The sequence below is a fragment of the Desulfosporosinus sp. FKB genome (genome assembly GCF_002196705.1).
Classification (GTDB): Bacteria; Bacillota; Desulfitobacteriia; order Desulfitobacteriales; family Desulfitobacteriaceae; genus Desulfosporosinus.
In genome coordinates, this window is record NZ_NADJ01000039.1 from 183,003 (window position 1) to 200,142 (window position 17,140).

15 protein-coding genes, 1 tRNA gene and 1 riboswitch are annotated in these 17,140 nt (G+C 42.7%); of the genes, 7 read left to right on the top strand and 9 right to left on the bottom strand.

Going from position 1 to position 17,140, the window contains the following annotated elements; translation table 11 throughout:
* Positions 1-43: 43 nt before the first annotated feature.
* Entirely contained in the window at positions 44-838 is a 795-nt protein-coding gene (locus B5Y67_RS19545; RefSeq protein WP_088228091.1) for a DUF6385 domain-containing protein, read from the bottom strand.
* Positions 839-979: 141 nt separating this feature from the next.
* On the opposite strand from B5Y67_RS19545, the gene B5Y67_RS19550 reads away from it, so the two are divergent.
* Genes B5Y67_RS19550 through B5Y67_RS26395 form a run of 3 tightly spaced genes read left to right on the top strand, consistent with a single transcriptional unit; the run spans position 980 to position 7,302 of the window.
* Positions 980-2,986, top strand: a complete 2,007-nt coding sequence (locus B5Y67_RS19550) for a TPR domain-containing glycosyltransferase (protein WP_088228092.1) — start codon at positions 980-982, stop codon at positions 2,984-2,986.
* A complete protein-coding gene (locus B5Y67_RS19555; protein ID WP_088228093.1) occupies positions 2,946-4,712 on the top strand; it encodes a TPR domain-containing glycosyltransferase in 1,767 nt (588 codons plus the stop codon). The genes B5Y67_RS19550 and B5Y67_RS19555 overlap by 41 nt, the downstream gene beginning before the upstream one ends.
* Positions 4,702-7,302 (top strand): glycosyltransferase, encoded by a 2,601-nt coding sequence (locus B5Y67_RS26395; protein ID WP_088228094.1) that lies wholly within the window; start codon positions 4,702-4,704, stop codon positions 7,300-7,302. Before B5Y67_RS19555 ends, B5Y67_RS26395 begins: the two co-directional genes overlap by 11 nt.
* A gap of 101 nt (positions 7,303-7,403) precedes the next feature.
* Here the strand turns inward: B5Y67_RS26395 and B5Y67_RS19565 are convergent, their stop codons facing one another.
* From B5Y67_RS19565 to B5Y67_RS19590, 6 genes are all read right to left on the bottom strand, one after another.
* Positions 7,404-7,718 (bottom strand): hypothetical protein, encoded by a 315-nt coding sequence (locus tag B5Y67_RS19565; protein ID WP_088228095.1) that lies wholly within the window; start codon positions 7,716-7,718, stop codon positions 7,404-7,406.
* 78 nt (positions 7,719-7,796) lie between these two features.
* Positions 7,797-8,819, bottom strand: coding sequence for a DUF6385 domain-containing protein (locus B5Y67_RS19570; protein WP_088228096.1), 1,023 nt, complete (start codon positions 8,817-8,819; stop codon positions 7,797-7,799).
* A 64-nt stretch (positions 8,820-8,883) separates the two neighbouring features.
* Positions 8,884-9,927, bottom strand: coding sequence for a DUF6385 domain-containing protein (locus tag B5Y67_RS19575; protein ID WP_088228097.1), 1,044 nt, complete (start codon positions 9,925-9,927; stop codon positions 8,884-8,886).
* 418 nt (positions 9,928-10,345) lie between these two features.
* Entirely contained in the window at positions 10,346-11,092 is a 747-nt protein-coding gene (locus tag B5Y67_RS19580; RefSeq protein WP_088228098.1) for a UPF0280 family protein, read from the bottom strand.
* Positions 11,093-11,494 (bottom strand): NIL domain-containing protein, encoded by a 402-nt coding sequence (locus B5Y67_RS19585; protein ID WP_088228099.1) that lies wholly within the window; start codon positions 11,492-11,494, stop codon positions 11,093-11,095.
* A 2-nt stretch (positions 11,495-11,496) separates the two neighbouring features.
* A complete protein-coding gene (locus B5Y67_RS19590; RefSeq protein ID WP_088228100.1) occupies positions 11,497-12,693 on the bottom strand; it encodes a homocysteine biosynthesis protein in 1,197 nt (398 codons plus the stop codon).
* Between the two features lie 174 nt (positions 12,694-12,867).
* A riboswitch (SAM riboswitch) is annotated at positions 12,868-12,993 on the bottom strand.
* Between the two features lie 155 nt (positions 12,994-13,148).
* Here B5Y67_RS19590 and B5Y67_RS26270 point away from each other — a divergent pair.
* Together B5Y67_RS26270 and B5Y67_RS19595 are read left to right on the top strand one after the other, a co-directional pair.
* Positions 13,149-13,283, top strand: a complete 135-nt coding sequence (locus tag B5Y67_RS26270; protein WP_282432800.1) for a hypothetical protein — start codon at positions 13,149-13,151, stop codon at positions 13,281-13,283.
* A gap of 396 nt (positions 13,284-13,679) precedes the next feature.
* Positions 13,680-14,018: a P-II family nitrogen regulator gene (locus B5Y67_RS19595; protein WP_088228101.1), complete on the top strand. Its 339-nt coding sequence runs from the start codon at positions 13,680-13,682 to the stop codon at positions 14,016-14,018.
* A gap of 66 nt (positions 14,019-14,084) precedes the next feature.
* Here B5Y67_RS19595 and B5Y67_RS19600 read toward each other — a convergent pair whose 3' ends face one another.
* On the bottom strand, positions 14,085-15,344 hold the full coding sequence (locus tag B5Y67_RS19600; protein ID WP_088228102.1) for an ammonium transporter: 1,260 nt from the start codon (positions 15,342-15,344) through the stop codon (positions 14,085-14,087).
* A 286-nt stretch (positions 15,345-15,630) separates the two neighbouring features.
* Positions 15,631-15,891 (bottom strand): hypothetical protein, encoded by a 261-nt coding sequence (locus B5Y67_RS19605; RefSeq protein ID WP_088228103.1) that lies wholly within the window; start codon positions 15,889-15,891, stop codon positions 15,631-15,633.
* A gap of 457 nt (positions 15,892-16,348) precedes the next feature.
* Between B5Y67_RS19605 and B5Y67_RS19610 the strand changes: the two genes are divergently transcribed.
* Together B5Y67_RS19610 and B5Y67_RS19615 are read left to right on the top strand one after the other, a co-directional pair.
* Positions 16,349-16,666 (top strand): hypothetical protein, encoded by a 318-nt coding sequence (locus tag B5Y67_RS19610; RefSeq protein ID WP_088228104.1) that lies wholly within the window; start codon positions 16,349-16,351, stop codon positions 16,664-16,666.
* 392 nt (positions 16,667-17,058) lie between these two features.
* Positions 17,059-17,134: transfer RNA gene (locus tag B5Y67_RS19615), tRNA-Thr, on the top strand.
* Positions 17,135-17,140 lie beyond the last annotated feature (6 nt).

The following is a 17,140-nucleotide window of genomic DNA, read 5'->3' on the forward strand; positions in this document are numbered from 1 at the left end:
TCAGGGCTCCTTGTAAATGCTTAACTCCTATCAATTGGTACTTCTACAGATTTCCCTGAAAGAAGATATTCAAAGTTACCGCACTGGCCGCATTGACAGCACTATAATATACGCGGGCATATTTCAGAAAGACTGATGATACTAATGTGGTCAATGAGTTTTGATTAATCGTCACTGCTCCTACGTCCGTTAACCAGTTTGTACCATCGGGACTGATTTGCAAATTGACAAGTGCCTGGGCATTAGCTGCTAAGGAATTGTTGACTACGCCAAAGGTCCACGTTCGAACATCTAAAACATTGTAGGTGGTGTCCCCGCTCCCCGCCGTATCCGTAATGTTAGCAATGGTTGAGGAAACGTCCGTTGTAGCACTGACAATAGCGAGTCCCGGAGAAGTGACGAGAATACCATTTGTCGGTGGTGTAATGGATAAACCAGCAGCCGGTGCTGTGACCGTTAGGCCGTTGGCCGGAGCCGTTATTGCCAATCCCGTCGACGTGATTGACAAACCATCTGTTGGAGGAGTAATTGCCAAACCCCCAGTTGGCGGGGTAATTGCCAACCCCCCAGTTGGCGGGGTAATAGATAAGCCTGTTGCTGGTGCTGTGACCGTTAGGCCATTGGCCGGGGCCGTTATTGCCAATCCCGTCGACGTGATTGACAAACCATCTGTTGGAGGAGTAATTGCCAAACCCCCAGTTGGCGGGGTAATTGCCAAACCTGTGGAGGTAATGGTCATATTACCCGAAGAATCTGTGTTTAAGGCAGCATTATTACTCCCATAAATTTTGACCTTCGCTTGATCAGGGTTGTCTTGGAAAATTTTAAAGTTCGCCAAAGTCTTTTCCCTTCCTTTCTCTTGTGCAATCCATTTTTTAACAGATCACACACTATATGCTATTCCCACTCTCGACGGAAAGTTTCACTTTTAGAGTGCATATAGTATTGCAGCGAGAAAAAATAAGAAGGCAGAGATGTCATGGCAAATAAAATAAGTTTGTGTATGATTGTGAAAAACGAAGCAGACAATCTGAGCCGCTGCTTAAGGAGCATATCCGGCCTTGTCGACGAAATCATCGTTGTTGACACTGGTTCAACAGACTTAACTTGTGACATAGCTCAAAAATATGGTGCTAACGTTCAGCATTTTCTTTGGAACGACAATTTTAGTGATGCTCGCAACTTCTCCTTGGACAATGCCCGCGGAGATTGGATACTTTTTTTAGATGCCGATGAAGAAATATCTCCTTCCAGCAGAGATGTTTTAAGCCAATTGACTGAACAGGAAGACATCGAAGGCTATTTCGTAAAAATTATTAATTACCTGGGAGGACAAGGGTGGACTGAGACGGTCCCCGATCTGGTTTTTCGGCTCTTTCGCAACAAGCAGGAGTACCGTTTTCGCGGAGCCATTCATGAACAGATAGCCGATGTGATTTTAGGGCGAAACCCTCAAGCCCGCTATCAGATCGCCGAAAAGTTTACAATTCTCCATCATGGCTATTTAGACGATATTATCCGGGTTAAGGATAAAAAACAGCGCAACATCTCCTTAATTGAAAAAGAACTAGCCAAAGAGCCGGCCAATCCTTTACTGCAATTTCACTATGGAGTAGAACTGTTTCGTGCCGAACGTTATGCTGAAGCAGCTCAAATCTTTATTCAGGCAGCCACAAATATTGACCCTAACACAATTTATCTGCCTAAACTTTTGCGCTATCTTGTAATCGCTCAACAATCTTCTGGCCAATTGAAGAGAGCTCTGCACAGTGCGGAAATTGCTCTGAAACTTTTTCCTAACTATGCTGACCTTTACTATTATGTCGGACTTCTTCAGCAAGACCTCAACCATTATTCTCAGGCGCGGGATGCCTTTCTTCAAGCCCTTTCTATGCCTGAGCAGCCTCCTCAATACGCTTCCTTCGGCGGGATTAGAGGATTTCGCTCCTATTACTGCCTGGCTCAGCTTGCCGAATTATTTTTAGATGAAGAAGAGGCACTTAACTATTATCTGCTCTGCCTCCGTGACAACCCCAACTTTACCAAGGCTCTGGACAGCATCATCCGAATTTTAAAGCCCGCTCAAGAACCGGATTATGCGAAGGAATGTCTGGAAAAGGTTTGTGATTTTTGTACACCTGAAGCCAACCGGCTTATAGGAGAACTCTATTACGAGCAGGGAGCTTATAGCCTTGCTTTACATTATTTTGAAAGAATTGATTCTTTGCCGCTATCCCAAATTAAACTAAAGAAAGCCATTTGCCTTCTTCAAACTCGAAGATATTTTGAAGGATTGCGGCTCCTGGAAGATTTTACTCCAGAAAGCCCTGATTATCCTCTGGCCCTTTTAAATCGCTTATTTTGCTTTTGGCTTCAAGACAAGCCCCACAAGGTAAGTTTCTTGTGGAAGGAACTCCATGCTCTTGGCTTAGAACACAATACAGAAAATGTCCTCGCCCTATTTCTAAGAACTCAAGACGAATCGGATCCTTCTCCGCAAATAGACTTCAATGCTGATGGCATGTTGTTATTGCTTGATATCCTTCAACGCCTCGTTGCTTTGCAGGAAATAGAGGGAGCTTTGTTTTTCCTCCGTGCGATTGCACCGGATTGTTTAGGCGAATATTCCCTGCAAATAGCCCAAATCTTTATCATCTACGGGCAAGATATTCAGGCCCTTCCATTTTTAAAGAAGGTCTGTGAAGAAAAGCCTGCCTCAGAGACCCATTTTCAGCTGGGTGAAGTCTATTTCCGTCTAAACAAATTAAAAGACGCTGAACGGCATTACCAATTTGCCCTTCAACTTGATCCCAACTCGCCCCGCCCTTATCTTCGTTTAATGGAGCTGTATACTGCTTCCTGGCAGAACATTCATCAAGAGGCTATGCGGAAATTTCCCGGCAATAGTGTCTTCACCCAGTTAGCAAAGGGAGGCTTGGCCAGTTATGAACTCAAGAATAAGTCTAGCAATGATCGTGAAAGATGAGGCCCGCCTTCTAGCTGATTGCCTGGAAGCTGTTAAAGATGAGGTTGACGAAATTATCATTGTTGATACCGGCTCTACGGACCAGACAGCAACGATTGCTCGGGACTATACAGACCTTGTCTATTCCTTTACTTGGAAAGGAAATTTTAGCGCTGCCCGGAACTTTGCTCTTCAACAAGCTACTGGAGATTGGATTTTGGCTCTCGATGCCGACGAAGTTATTCAAGGTGAACCCGGCAGCCTCCGTTCGCTGATTAATAATGCCGGTGATAAAGAAGCATTTTTACTCCCTTTGCATAACCCTATTGCTAATTCTACCGAAGAATTTAATACCTTCTTTGTCCTAAGATTATTCAAACACACTGACCGTTATCAATACACCGGTAAGATTCATGAACAGGTTTCCATCCCGGATCCAGAAAAAGTGGCCCTTGCACAAAATCCTATTCTGAAGCATAAACCTCTTCCTTTACGTATTCAGCATCAAAAACGAAACCGCAATCTAAGATCATTATTACAAGCTTTCCAAAATGACCCTTATAATCCCTTTTTGCACTATTACCTTGGAGTAGAATGGCTTATGCTCGGAAAGGAAAGCTATGCCCTGCCGTTTTTACAGGAGGCCTATCTCCGCCTTAGCGACGAAAATCTCCTTTTTCGTGCTCCGGCACTGAAATATCTAATAGTGTGCTTAAGAACGTCAGGAAAGTCGGACGAGGCTCTTTCACTTTGTCTTGAAGCAAGCCTAAACTACCCAACCTTTACAGATCTCTTTTATCTTGGCGGCCTTCTCTTTGAAGAGAAGGAAGAATATCTTATGGCCCTTAAGTGGTTTAAGCATGCCATCCAATGCGGCACACCCCAGGCCTTGTTCAGCCATCTTGCAGGATCAGACAGTTTCTTAGCTCATTATCATCTGGGTTTCTGCTATGAGAAACTCGGAAGAACCATCGAGGCCTGGCAGGCCTATAAAGCTGCCCTTGATTCTAACCCAAGGTATCCTTACCCTCTCTATCCTCTCTTTTTGATCTTGCTCAGGGAAAAAGGTCCCGCTGATTGTTATCAGTATCTCGATATTAAAGGATATCTTGACAATCCTCTCCTCTGCCTCACGGCAGCTAACTTATTCTATCTAGCCAATCATGTTGAAGAAGCCTTCCGCTGTCTTGATGATCATAAGGATCTCTTCCCTAACGATGAGCGCTATTGCTTAAATCTCAACAAATATTGCATTTATTCCGGAAGATTCGACAAGGGATTGGAATTATCAGAGCAAATATCCCAGAACTCAGCAAAGTTCTCTTCAGCCCAAACTCTCTCGATTATCGCCTTAATCTTACTGGGCGATTTCCCAAAGGCTAAATCCTTAGCCATCACTCTCTGGCAAACCCCCTTGACCCGCGGGGAAGCACACATTCTCCTTAAGGCGATTCGCTTAATCAATAACGAGACCATCGTGCCAATCCCGCCTAAAATCCACGAACAGGAGACGATTCCCTTACTCAAAGAATTTTATAAAGACTACCTCCACTATCAGGAGAGTCAAGGCTATTTGAAATCTGGTAATCCTTTGGCAAACAGTTGGGGGGAGGCTCTGGAAACACTATTGAAATCCTCTGAAGAAGGTTCGGATTTTCTGCTCGTAACATATACTCATAAACTAGAAACGTTACAACAGCGTTTTTCTGAAATCTTTGGGATGGGATGGAGGGCAGATGAACACTAAGCAAACTGTCAGCCTTTGTATGATTGTAAAAAATGAAAGAGATTGTCTCCCAGCTTCCTTAAAAAGTGTCCAAAGTTTTGTAGACGAGATGATCGTGATTGATACGGGAAGCGACGATGGCACTCCCGATATAGCCCTTGCTTGGGGCGCAAGAGTGATTCCTTTTGTTTGGACCGAAGATTTCGCTGCCGCCAGGAATTTTGCTCTCAGGAACGCTTCTTCTGATTGGATTTTAGTGTTGGATGCCGACGAGGTTTTTCAAGTCGTTGACCCGGAATCTTTTTATCGACTTTTATATAATTCACAAGTTGAAGGCTATTTCCTGACAATCAAAAATCGCCTTGGACCGACGCTGGGGGAATCTGACGATCAAGTGGTGCGTTTATTCCGAAATAAATTGGAGTATCAATTCGAGGGAGCCATTCATGAACAAGTTGCTCCTGCTATCTTAAGGCAGAACGGGGGCAAGGGCTTAGCCTCAGCTAATCTAACGGTTCTCCATTTTGGATATCTTAGGAATCAGCAGATAGCCAAAAATAAATTTGCCCGTAATAGCAAAATTATCGAAAAGGAATTGCTTAAAAATCCCCAAAACCCCTTTCTTCTCTATTGTCTGGGGCTGGAATATTATCAACAGAATTCTATAGCCGATGGTCTGGAATACATGACTAAAGCCCTCGTAACCATGACCGGCCAAGAGGGATATTTTGAAGATGTTCTATTAAATGTAGCCCTAGGATATTTGCGTCTCAACGATACCCTTCGGTTATTAAGTTTTACAAGCAAGGTACTCATAATGTATCCGAACCATGCGGATTTCCTTTTTCTTAGGGGAACGGCCTACTTCTGCGGCAAGAATTATCAGAAAGCAAGCTTAGACTTAGAACGATGTCTGGAAATAGGAACTTCCAAACTTGTCACCCTTGAACAAGCAAAAAGCCTGCTCAAAACCACTCTTTCAGCCCTCCAGGATCCTCCTCAGTCCATTGATTTTAAACTGATGTATAACCATACTAACTCGAAGGAAAGGCAGGAACAAACTGCGATGAAACACCATGTTCTCATTGCCAGCCCTGTTAAGCAAAAGGCAAACATCCTCTCAGAATTTCTGGAGTCTTTGTCACAGTTGAAGATAACAGATGCAGAGGTTTACTTCGTTTTTCTTGATGACCACAATGAACATCGTTTGCTCTCCCAATTTGCCCAAGATCATCCCAACGTTCGAATTTATCCTGGTGACCTTCAAGGAGATTACCACTGTGATGAATCCACTCATCATTGGCGGGAAGAACTGATTTGGAAGGTTGCAGACTATAAAGACCGTTTTCTTAAACTAGCCCTCGACGAAGGCTTCGATTATCTATTTCTCGTTGATTCCGATCTCTGGCTTAATCCCAATACCCTCGTCCATCTCCTTTCACTAAATAAGGACATCGTTTCTGAAGTGTTCTGGACCCGTTGGAACCCCGACTTAATTCCACTGCCTCAGGTTTGGCTTCGAGATCAATATATGCTTTATTCCTCGGAAAGAAACGAAGCTCTCGGCGAAGAAGAAGCGGCCCTCAGAACCCAGAACTTTATTCAAATGCTTTCCCGCCCCGGAACTTATAAGGTGGGAGGTTTAGGTGCCTGTACCCTAATAAGCAGACATGCTCTTGAACGGGGCGTATCCTTTCAAGAAATTTATAATTTAGGGCTGAGCGGCGAAGATCGCCACTTTTGTATTCGAGCTGCCGCCTTAGGCCTTGAGTTGTATGCCGATACTCACTACCCGCCTTTTCATATTTATCGTGAATCCGAGCTGGAGACGTTGCAAGAATACAAAAAAAGCCCTCCCTCCCCGGTCAAATTATCACAATCAAGCGCCCATCAACAGATTGATCCTATCTTAGGTAAAATCACTTTGGCCATGCTCATACGCAATGAATCCGAACGGCATATAGAAAGAGTTCTCCAACAAGGAAGAGAGTATATAGATCAAGCCGTTATTTTGGATGATGCAAGTGACGATGATACTGTTCATCTCTGCCAAGAAATCCTCAAGGGAATCCCCTTAATTCTCCACTCTAATGAGAAACCAATGTTTCATAACGAAGTTTCCCTCCGAAAGCAGCTTTGGGAACTGGCCCTGAGCACCAACCCAGAGTGGATTGTCATTTTAGATGCGGATGAAATGTTTGAGGAAAATGCCCCAAGGCAGCTGCGAGAATTACTAAAGCACTCTCACGACGTTGATTATTATAGTTTTCGTCTTTATGACCTTTGGACAGAAACTCACTACCGAGATGATTCACACTGGCAAGCACATCGTTGGTATCGTCCCTTTATCCTGCGTAATGTACCTGGTTTTCAAGCGAAGTGGCAAGAAACCCCCCAGCATTGCGGGAGGTTTCCCAAAAATATTATTGAATTACGCGGTGCCAATAGTCCTCTTCGGGTCAAACACCTAGGCTGGATCAGACCACAAGACCGTTTAGCTAAGTATTATCGCTATAAACAGCTCGACCCTCAGGGAGCTTTTGGAAATCTAGAACAATATGAATCAATTTTGGACCCTGCCCCCAACCTAAAGCCTTGGGATAATAGTTAACTGTATCCAAGCAAAACCGCAGTGAACGGCCTTGTTCCTTTTGCAGCATTTTGAGCTCCAGGAACAAGGCCGCTATTATTGTTAATTTAATAGAAGTTACCTCAAACAGATCTCCCTTTTTGGTTTTGCCCAACCGTATGGAAAAAGTCATGGGCAAAATTGGCTCCTTTGCCAATGACCAAGCCGGTTATAACGACTCCTGTTATTGGATTGATAGTATTAACATTAAGCAATTGCAAAGCATTAACGTTGCTCTGAAAAGCAAGTATTAATCCAAACGTTAAACTCAACAATTCTAGCGTTAACGGTCTGAACTTATTCGGAAAAATTGGGATTGCATATACGATATCCTTAAAGATCTCAACCAATTTTTCGACCACTACGGCCAAAATAGATATTAAAACTAAGCCATCCACAGCAAGCACCCCTCCAGATACTAATCTCATGTAATTCAATATATTTAGAGGGATGACAATCCGTTCTTTAATTATTACCTAATTTTGGCTTTGGAACCAAATCATTAACGCTATCATTGTGCCTGGAATCTGTGAACGGTAGGCCAGGCGAATGTAGCGGAGGAAATGATTAGGGGTAATTACTATCAGATTACCTGGCAGAATTCCGCTTTCCACACCATCTGCAGTCCAAATTGTTCCATCAGGACTAATTTGAAGCTGGACAAAGACTTCTTCTATTCCTACATTATGGATTGCATAGGAATAAACAGAGGCTTCTGCGACATCATTCGGAACCGTTGAACCCATGACTCTTGAGTTAATTGTCTCTATTCTTTGAAAAAACTTTCTTCCGGACATCGTTACCAGAAGTGAGCCATCGGGCTTGGAGATTATAGGGGCACCTTCGCTGCTAAAAATTTTCACACCATCGCAAGTAGGGGTCAAATTACGCAGTTCAGTCTTTATAGGGGTTATCACGTCTACGGGCAGGGGATTACGGTTAATCACATTAACAGACACAGGTGATTGAATTTTTCCAAGAGAATCGACATGGCGAATGTACAACTGCCCCTTATCATCCAACCGTAATTCTCGCTCGGGATATAATCGCCATCCCTGAATTTCGTGGATTATTACACTTCCTGTTCCCAAGATGCCAACTTCAATTCGAAATGCTGATACCCCAGTAGGTGTGGAAAAAACTCTTGTAAAGGCTTCGGGCTCTGAACCGGGACGTACTGCAAATTGAAGCTGGCTTACCGCGCCAAGATATAAACGAATATAGCAAGATGTCCCGCTTGGCTCTGTCTGTAGTGCAACCCTTAATTTCCAGCGCTGGCCTTCCTCCGCCGGGACTAAAACATCATTCCCCAAGCTTATACCTGCTCTTGGCCCAGAAGGATGTATGATCCCCACAGCTCTTGGTCCCTGAGGTTCGCCAACCCATTCCCACTTGGTAGCGCTATCTCCTCCAACCTGAACCCAACCATCTGGAAAATCCGAACTGTATTCTTGACCTAACAGGAAATGACTGTTATAGACTTGATTCTTTGAAGCCATTTCCGCCCCACCTTTTGTTCTAAAAAACTAGCAAAATTGCTCTCTACATGCTATGTTGTGGGACCTAATTTTGAGCCTGAACCCAAACTCTCAAGGAAGTTAAACCTTCGGCCTCAAAGCACAATCTGGCATAACGCAAAAAACCTTCCGGGGCAACCATAATTACGGCTTCTGGTTCCACGTTTTTTCGTTTACCAATATTCAGCCAATGAAGGCCATCAGGGCTTAGTTGAGCCTGCACATAGGCGAGTTCAGATCCCACATTGTATATGGCAAAGGAATAGCGGGAAAGGGCAGAAACATCACGAATGGTTGAATAACATATAGCCTGACCGGCCGAAACTTCTTCGATACTCTCTTGAAATCCATGACCGCTGATATCTACTTGAACCCGTCCAGTACTGGTTGTAGCCAAAGGCACCTGATTACTTCCATAGATTTGCACTTTGTCACGTTGTGGTGTTAAATTACGAATATCTCCATGGACTTGCGCTTGAACGTTAACGGGAATGTTTAAAGGGATCGGAGTCGCAAGCTGAATTGGTTTTAAAATTTCTCCAATGGAATGAATATGTTCGATCGGGGGACCTATTGGTTTGCTTATTCTCCTAAAACGTTTGGGGGTAAGTGGACGGGCCACTAATTTATAGATTAATAATTGGCCAGAGCCCATGATCCCTGTTTCCAGACGCAAATCTTTAATCTCCGGCTCGATGTTTATTAATTTCCTAAATTGCACAATTTCTTTAGTATTTGACTCTGAATTAAAGCAAAACATCCTGGGCAGCAAAACATCTCCATTCGCAAGAATTGGATAGAGATACAGAAATACTTGCAAGGCAGGTTCTTGACATTGGAAAACCACTTTTACCAGCCAATGCTTCTTGCCGCCAACCTCTATGACTCTGTTATTTGCTTGGATAATTCCCGCCTTAACGCTTGCTGAATTACAAATTTCCACGCCAGCTCTGCCTTGAGATTCCTGCATATAATTCCAAGTCGAAGCATAATTTCCGCCAATAGGCAGCCAGTCTTGAGGAAAATCTTCATGTTCACAAGCTTTTTGAAAATCGCCATTACAAATTTGATTCGACACCGTCTTTTTCATGTTTAGCCCCCTGTCTTGGGCAATTGTTTCAATTTATCCTATCGATTAATTGGCATAAATAGCACTTAAACCAGGTCAAACCAAAAAATAATATTTTTTTTACCTTTTAAATACCAACAATATTCATTTGTTATCGTGAGATTAATGATCCAAAAAATGGGCATTGATTCCTTTCGTATTTCGTGCTAAATTAGGGTTGTACAAAGGAATTAATAAGAAGATAAAGATAATTGCGCAAAACTAAAACCTCCCGACGGGGAGGTTTCTTTTTTTCTTTTTTTGTTGGGAAAAAAGCGCCAGTGTATTCTTACATAAACCAATCTTACATAAACCAATTGCAGGAAGTCAGTTTTTGCTCTCTCTTGAACCTTCCTCTAATCGATAACCTAAACCATGCTTAGATACAAATTTTGATATATTACACGTTCATTGGCACTAGTTTTATAGCGCCCCAGGCAGCTAATTGGTCATTCTTGATTGCCAGACATCCCTTGATTCCTGGGATCTGAGAGGCAAATTCAATAGTTTTTTCCAAGTCCCGCTCCGTTTGTATTAAGTTCCCGCAAGCAGTTGCTACAGCATCAGCTAAAGCTGTGGAAGAAGAAAGAACAACTACTGCATCGGCTTTGCCAAAACTTAACGAAGGACCCACTTTACCGGAAGACGTACATATTCCAAGAGGAGTCTGTTCCGGGTGGATTTCAAGGGCTATCCGGTTTGACAAAGGGGAATCCCCGGCGAAGATTCCAACGTTACGAAAGCGAGTCGTTTTCATAAAAATATCTCCGCCGTTTTCCACGATAACATCCCGAGAGCGTTTTGCTATCGCTTTCCCCACCCACTCAGCTACAGCCCCCGCCACAGCCGCCATAGGACCTACCCCAGCTAAACGACCGGCTTCAGACATGGTTTTAACGATCAAGGGAGCATCCTCGGGTACATCATAAGGAATTAAAGCTTTTTGAAACCCTGGGTCTTTTTGAAGATACGCCTCCAAGGGCTTGCGGCAGGAACGGATCGTATCTTCGATCCATTCCACCAATTCTGGAGAAAAACGTTCTTTACGAATCCCGATATCCAGATCCGTTTCTTGCACCATCACTTGAAAATGCTGCAGGTCATCTTGGCGATGCAGCTGCCGGTAGGTACGTTCTAAAAAGTCCACTTAGAGATGAACCTCCATTGCCCGCATCGGGCAAATTTTCGTACATAGCATACAAACGATACACTGGTCTTCATCAAAATGAACCTCCATAGAAGGACGCTCGATGTATAAAGCCCCTGTAGGACAAAGTCCCGTACAAGCTCCGCACATTACACACTTTTCCTCATTGCGGACAATTCCCTGTTTAAGATCTTGGACAGAAACTCCCAACTCACGCAAATAAGCGAGCCCTTTTTCGCTCTGATCTCCAGTGACCTCTAAAACCATAGTTCCCTCTTTTTGAGGATTAACATCTGCTCTAACAATATTAACAACCAAGTCAAAGTCCTTAACGAGACGATAGACGATAGGCTTTACCGAGATATCGGATCCAAAGCGCAAAACAATTCTTTTCGGTGCCATAATCAAACCTCCTTAATACTATGAGCCACAATTCCATCTGCGGGGGACGGGAGGGACTTAACCGGCTCAGTTAATAAGAAGTCGCCCTTCTGGATCCATTCTTTGAGCGTCGCGGCAACTTCCCGAGCTCTTGGCATACTTGACAAAGGTGAGGTTTGAATTTCTTTGCCCTGTACCGTAATCTTGCCGCTTTTCAGTTCTGCATAACTGACGTACCCCAAGTTACCAGGAGTAAAGGAGGGATATGCTTCTCCATAGTCTACTATAGGAGCAAACAAATCTTCATCCTTCATAGCAGCATAGCGGGTGATTTCTTCATTGAGCAGCGGAATTGGTATCCCAATTCCCACGCTAAGTGTCGCTCCGTAACCTAGAAAGCTCGTACCAACCAGCCACTTAGGACTCATTTGTTTCAGATCGCCAATAACAGCAAGGGTACCCCCTGCGCCGCCAAGCTCTTTTCCGTCGACATTCGTCATGGCCGGAAAATGCTGAGTCCCGTTCCAGGCCACATACCCCACACCCCCGCCGAGGAAAATCTTCGTACCTACACCAATCGTTTTAAAATGAGGATCCTTTAGAAGAGGACTCAGTTCTCCTGAGGTGGAATAGTTTGCATTTCCCAATTGGGGTTTCAACATACCCATGTAAGTGTAAACTGTCCGATCGGTTAAATTCACCGCACAGTTATAATTCTGATAGGCGTTGCGTGGATTAAAAAGAATAGCCTCATTGATCTCATCAAGCGTTATCATAGTTTCCACGCTCTTGCGGGGATAACAATTCGTTCCATAGGCTATAGCTTTTAGTTTAACAGGTTTACGAGCTACCAAGTCTTGTATGACATGCCCTCCGCCATAGCGGAACTCACCGGGAAAATTATTATTTAAGGGATCATCCTCAGGCAGCTCTGCTGCCCCAAGATAAGCGTCAACTGCTGCAATTCCCGCATAAGCTGCTACACCGTTGAGCCAGACCTTCTGCATTTTCATGCGCGGCTTCGTATGCCCAAAACTCAAAAAAGCTCCTGACGAACACATTGGGGCAAAGGTCCCCGTTGTAACAACATCGACCTCACGGGTTGCTTCTGTAAGCCCTTTTTCTTCTACTAACGCTATTAGTTCCTCTGCTGTCACAACAACAGCTTTCCCAGTTTTGATCTTAGCGTTAATCTCTGCGTATGTTTTCTCAATACTCATAAAAGACCCCACCTCCAGATTTTGTTCCGCTTTATCCTTGTATTCTTTAAGAAATTCCCCTTCTAAATAGAGTGATCTAGAGCCAGGACCTGAAAAATCCCTTTCGAAAACCTATACATAGGCATCGAAAAGGCCTCTTCTAGTTCGAAGAGGCCTAATTATTCATCGACACTCCTCTTATCTATCAGAAGAATTCACTCCTGCAAGAATTAGCACCATGCCTTGCGCAGACAACAATGTCACAGCAAAGCGGGTTGCCGGGTTTCATTGGGCTAGTCCCTCCACCACTCCGGATAAGAGCATACTTATTCAATTCACTACGCTGAGTCTAACATGTGTTACATACCATGTCAATATGATCTCCGTATATTAATACAGAAGTTTCCTGTTCTATTCTCCGTATAAATTAATGATTTACCAGGGAACTATAAATGCATGAGCGAGGAGGGATAACAATGGAACAGCAGGATCAGTTCAAAGCTAAAAAACAGCCATTTCCTAAACGTGAAGTTCTCCCCTGCGGACATTCAGCAGACCAGGATGGGCGCACGGATTACGGCAAAGACAAAGAAACTACCTTTCCCCAGTAACTGTTTCATCAGGATTAGACTTGCCATTAATGTTAAAACTCCTGGAAGCCCCATCACTCTAACGGCAAAATACTAGTTTACAAGGATTAAGGAGGTCTATTTAACATGTCCAATAAAGCGACAGATTCAGCAAAAACAGGAAAACCCGATCGAGGCAAAAATTCACCATTTAAGAAGAAGACACCACAAAACCGGGTTTAAGACCCGGTTTTCATTATGATGCAGTAATTGTTTAGTTTAAACCCAGTTACAGCACACCAGCCATCACAAAATTAGTTAACTTAAGGCTCTATTAAAATCTATGATGCTCGTATCTGAGGATATTATCCTAAATAGCTTTCTGTTATAATGAAGAGGACTGTATCCTCACAGAACCATGAACAGGCGGTGACAATCATGAAAAAAATCGAAGCTATTATTCGTCCAGAAAAACTAAATGATGTTAAAACAGCTCTTTCGGATCTAGGAATCAATGGGATGACGGTGTCTAATGTCTCAGGATTTGGAAACCAAAAAGGGTATACCCAAATTTACCGCGGTCAAGAAATTGTCTCTAAGCTCTTGCCGAAAATAAAACTTGAGGTTGTCATTAGTTCTGCTAGGATTGATGATGTTATCTCTTCCATTGTTGAATCTTCTAAAACCGGTAAATTTGGCGATGGTAAAATCTTTGTTTACGACGTGGCTGATGCAATCCGGATCAGAACAGGTGAACATGGCGAAGAAGCTCTCTAACCTTTTGAGACCTTTTAATTTTTGGGAACCTATTTAAGAAATTTAAATGAGATTATTATCTTAAACTTAAATATAAACGTTCTCTGTAAGTTCAAAATCAGGATAAGCATTCTCTCGATGTTGAGTTAAATCCAAACCATTGACTTGTTCATCATCTGTTGCCCTTAGCGGCGTGAACAAAGCAACCACTTTTAAAATCACAAATGTCATAACGCCAGTAAAGGCATAGGTAACAGCTATCGCAAGCAGCTGAATGAGAACAGGATGAATTCCGCCGCCATTGAGCAAACCATTATGGCCTTGGGGATTAAGACGTACATCTGCAAAAATTCCAGTAGCCAGAGTCCCCCATGTGCCTCCAATACCATGAATACCAAAAACGTCGAGAGCATCATCGTAACCTAACTTATCCTTAAGTACACTAACACCTAAGTAGCAAACCCCTCCTGCGACAAATCCGATCAGCAGAGAGCTCCCGGTGGATACAAATCCTGCAGCAGGCGTAATAGCAACTAAAGCAGCAATAATACCGCTGATAGCTCCAAAAACTGTAATTTGACGGCGATGAAACCATTCCAAGAACGCCCAGCCGATCATTCCAGCTGCTCCTGCTATTTGGGTTGTGGTCAAAGCTAAAACAGCCAGTCCATTAGCACCCATAGCCCCTCCGGCATTAAAGCCAAACCAACCGAACCACAATAGTCCTCCCCCCAAGAGAACATTGGGCATGTTATGAGGAATATTAAACTCGTACCCTACTTTCAGACGCTTTCCAATGATTAGGGCTGCAACCAGTCCAGAGACTCCTGACGCCATTTCTACAACTGTTCCGCCAGCAAAGTCCATGACGCCGAGATTCTTCATCCAGCCCCCTACTCCCCAAACCCAATGGGCCAGAGGAATATAAACGAACGTACTCCAAAAGAACATAAATAAGAGAAAAGCGGGAAAACGCATTCTTTCTGCAGTAGCACCACTTACAACCGCTGGAGTAATAATGGCAAACATAAGCTGAAACATAAAGAACAATAAATGAGGGATCGAAGGTGCATAATCAGGATTAGGAGTAAGTCCCACATTTTTTAAAGCAAACCAATCCAGCCCTCCAATGATATGGCCATGATCGGGACCGAAGGCTAAGGAGTACCCGAATACTACCCAGACAACGGTAACCAGCCCTATCGCAGCAAAACTTTGCATCATTATTGAAAGAACATTTCGTTTTCTGACCATCCCTCCATAAAACAACGCCAATCCTGGAGTCATTAAAAATACTAAGATGGTCGATAAAAAAACAAATGCGATATCCCCGGAATTAAGAGTCATTATTTATGCCTCCTGCCTAAAATATACTTTCCTATTTAAAACGCTTATAATTGCCAGCAATAAAAAAGAAGCTCTAAAACGGCGTTATTAATAACGCCGTTTTAGAGCTTCTTTGCTCACTTCTACGACAAAACTGCATTTCAATTATAACTGCGTTCTCTATAACTGTCCAGCTATTTTAATACTTAATATTGTATACAGTTGATTATCTATAGTATCTATAATTTGCTGTTGAGTCATTATTTCATTCAAAATCCTACAACAAATCTTCACTGAAATTTAACAGTTATTTTGCCATCAACCTGTTAAAAAAATGATTAGCCATGTTAATAATTGTTATTACAACAGTTACAGCCCCAATTACAAAGGTTACCCACCACCGGCGACTTCTTATTTCCTGCTCCTTATAGGCCTCAAACTCGTTTCTAGTCACATAGTTTTCGACCATAAGCAGATGCAAGCGGGCAACAGCATCTTTGACTTCCTTAACATCCCCTTTTATCTCCGTAATATCTTCTTTGAGAGCCTGAATTTCAGCATCCCCCATCGCAACTCCTCCATGCCTCGCTTTTATTTGAGCCTCTATTTATTTCCCATCGTATTCGTTCTCTTAGTTCAACTTATGCTCCCCAAACATTAAGTGTTAACAGTTTGTCCAAATCTCTACATTATAATTTTGTTCATTAATGTCACTAAAATTTTTAAATATTCAAACGTTTATTCTGCTGATTATGTGAAATTAAGAAATCCTCTCGTAATACTTTGCAGTTAGCCTTAAACATTTTTCACAATTGCTATAATAAATTGTTATTAATTCAAAACGCCGAAAACAGCATTCAGCAGCAAATTGATATCAGGAATACCTCCATTGGATGGACTACTCATATAAAACTTGTAATAGTTCTGTGTCCTTATTAAACCAAGAACAACTTAAAAATAATGGAATATACTGAAACTATAAGGGACAAGGTGTATCCTTATAATAAACAAAGGAGGAAAGGAAATTGGATGAGCAAGAATTAGAGCTTTTCCAGGACATTCAGAATTCAGTTCAAAAATGCAAACCTAATTGTAACTGTATGCCACGCCCTCAAGGTGGTCGAGGATTTGTCGAAGACAGTTTGTTTATTGTTAAAAATCACAAGATAATTTGGGCCGTAATCCTGTTTGACGGAGCCGTTGCCTTCAAGGACGTTACCCCAGAATGGATGGAAATATTTTCAGTAGCTATAGTAAATTCACCAAGCATTTTTGTAGAATTTGACAGATGCCATAAAATAGTTGAGTATACCCTCCATCAAGATAAAGTTCTACCGAAATAATCCCTACCGCCTCCCTGAATCAATTCAGAAAAGAGAACAATAAACACCAGACCCCTTAAGTTAGAATGAAAACATCTATACTTAGGGGGTTCACAAACAGACCAAGAATTTCTGATAACCAGGGGATGATACAATATAATTGTCTTTTGGTTTAATATAGCTCATTGGGATACGTATAGTAACACAATGTAATAAAACGGCATAAGATTTAATGTGCTTAATTAAGCCAGTCCTTGGACAGCATCATAATTATCTTATCTCAAGCCAACCCTCATCAACTTTGATGAGGGCCTTTTTCCAAGTATATTAACAAATTCATCTGGTCGTTATTTTCTACAGCCATTGACAAGATCCCTAAATCTTGATAGAATGATTTTCGTGCCGATGCACATGCCGATGTAGCTCAATTGGTAGAGCAGCTGATTTGTAATCAGCAGGTTACAGGTTCGAGTCCTGCCATCGGCTCCAGCTATA

What these genes read in the sequence shown, in the direction of transcription:
- B5Y67_RS19595 (WP_088228101.1), top strand. Translation starts at nt 13,680, where the DNA reads ATGAAAAAAATCGAAGCTATTATTCGTCCAGAAAAACTAAATGATGTT.
- B5Y67_RS19575 (WP_088228097.1), bottom strand. Translation starts at nt 9,927, where the DNA reads ATGAAAAAGACGGTGTCGAATCAAATTTGTAATGGCGATTTTCAAAAA.
- B5Y67_RS19590 (WP_088228100.1), bottom strand. Translation starts at nt 12,693, where the DNA reads ATGAGTATTGAGAAAACATACGCAGAGATTAACGCTAAGATCAAAACT.
- B5Y67_RS19605 (WP_088228103.1), bottom strand. Translation starts at nt 15,891, where the DNA reads ATGGGGGATGCTGAAATTCAGGCTCTCAAAGAAGATATTACGGAGATA.
- B5Y67_RS19555 (WP_088228093.1), top strand. Translation starts at nt 2,946, where the DNA reads ATGAACTCAAGAATAAGTCTAGCAATGATCGTGAAAGATGAGGCCCGC.
- B5Y67_RS26395 (WP_088228094.1), top strand. Translation starts at nt 4,702, where the DNA reads ATGAACACTAAGCAAACTGTCAGCCTTTGTATGATTGTAAAAAATGAA.
- B5Y67_RS26270 (WP_282432800.1), top strand. Translation starts at nt 13,149, where the DNA reads ATGGAACAGCAGGATCAGTTCAAAGCTAAAAAACAGCCATTTCCTAAA.
- B5Y67_RS19550 (WP_088228092.1), top strand. Translation starts at nt 980, where the DNA reads ATGGCAAATAAAATAAGTTTGTGTATGATTGTGAAAAACGAAGCAGAC.
- B5Y67_RS19600 (WP_088228102.1), bottom strand. Translation starts at nt 15,344, where the DNA reads ATGACTCTTAATTCCGGGGATATCGCATTTGTTTTTTTATCGACCATC.
- B5Y67_RS19585 (WP_088228099.1), bottom strand. Translation starts at nt 11,494, where the DNA reads ATGGCACCGAAAAGAATTGTTTTGCGCTTTGGATCCGATATCTCGGTA.
- B5Y67_RS19570 (WP_088228096.1), bottom strand. Translation starts at nt 8,819, where the DNA reads ATGGCTTCAAAGAATCAAGTCTATAACAGTCATTTCCTGTTAGGTCAA.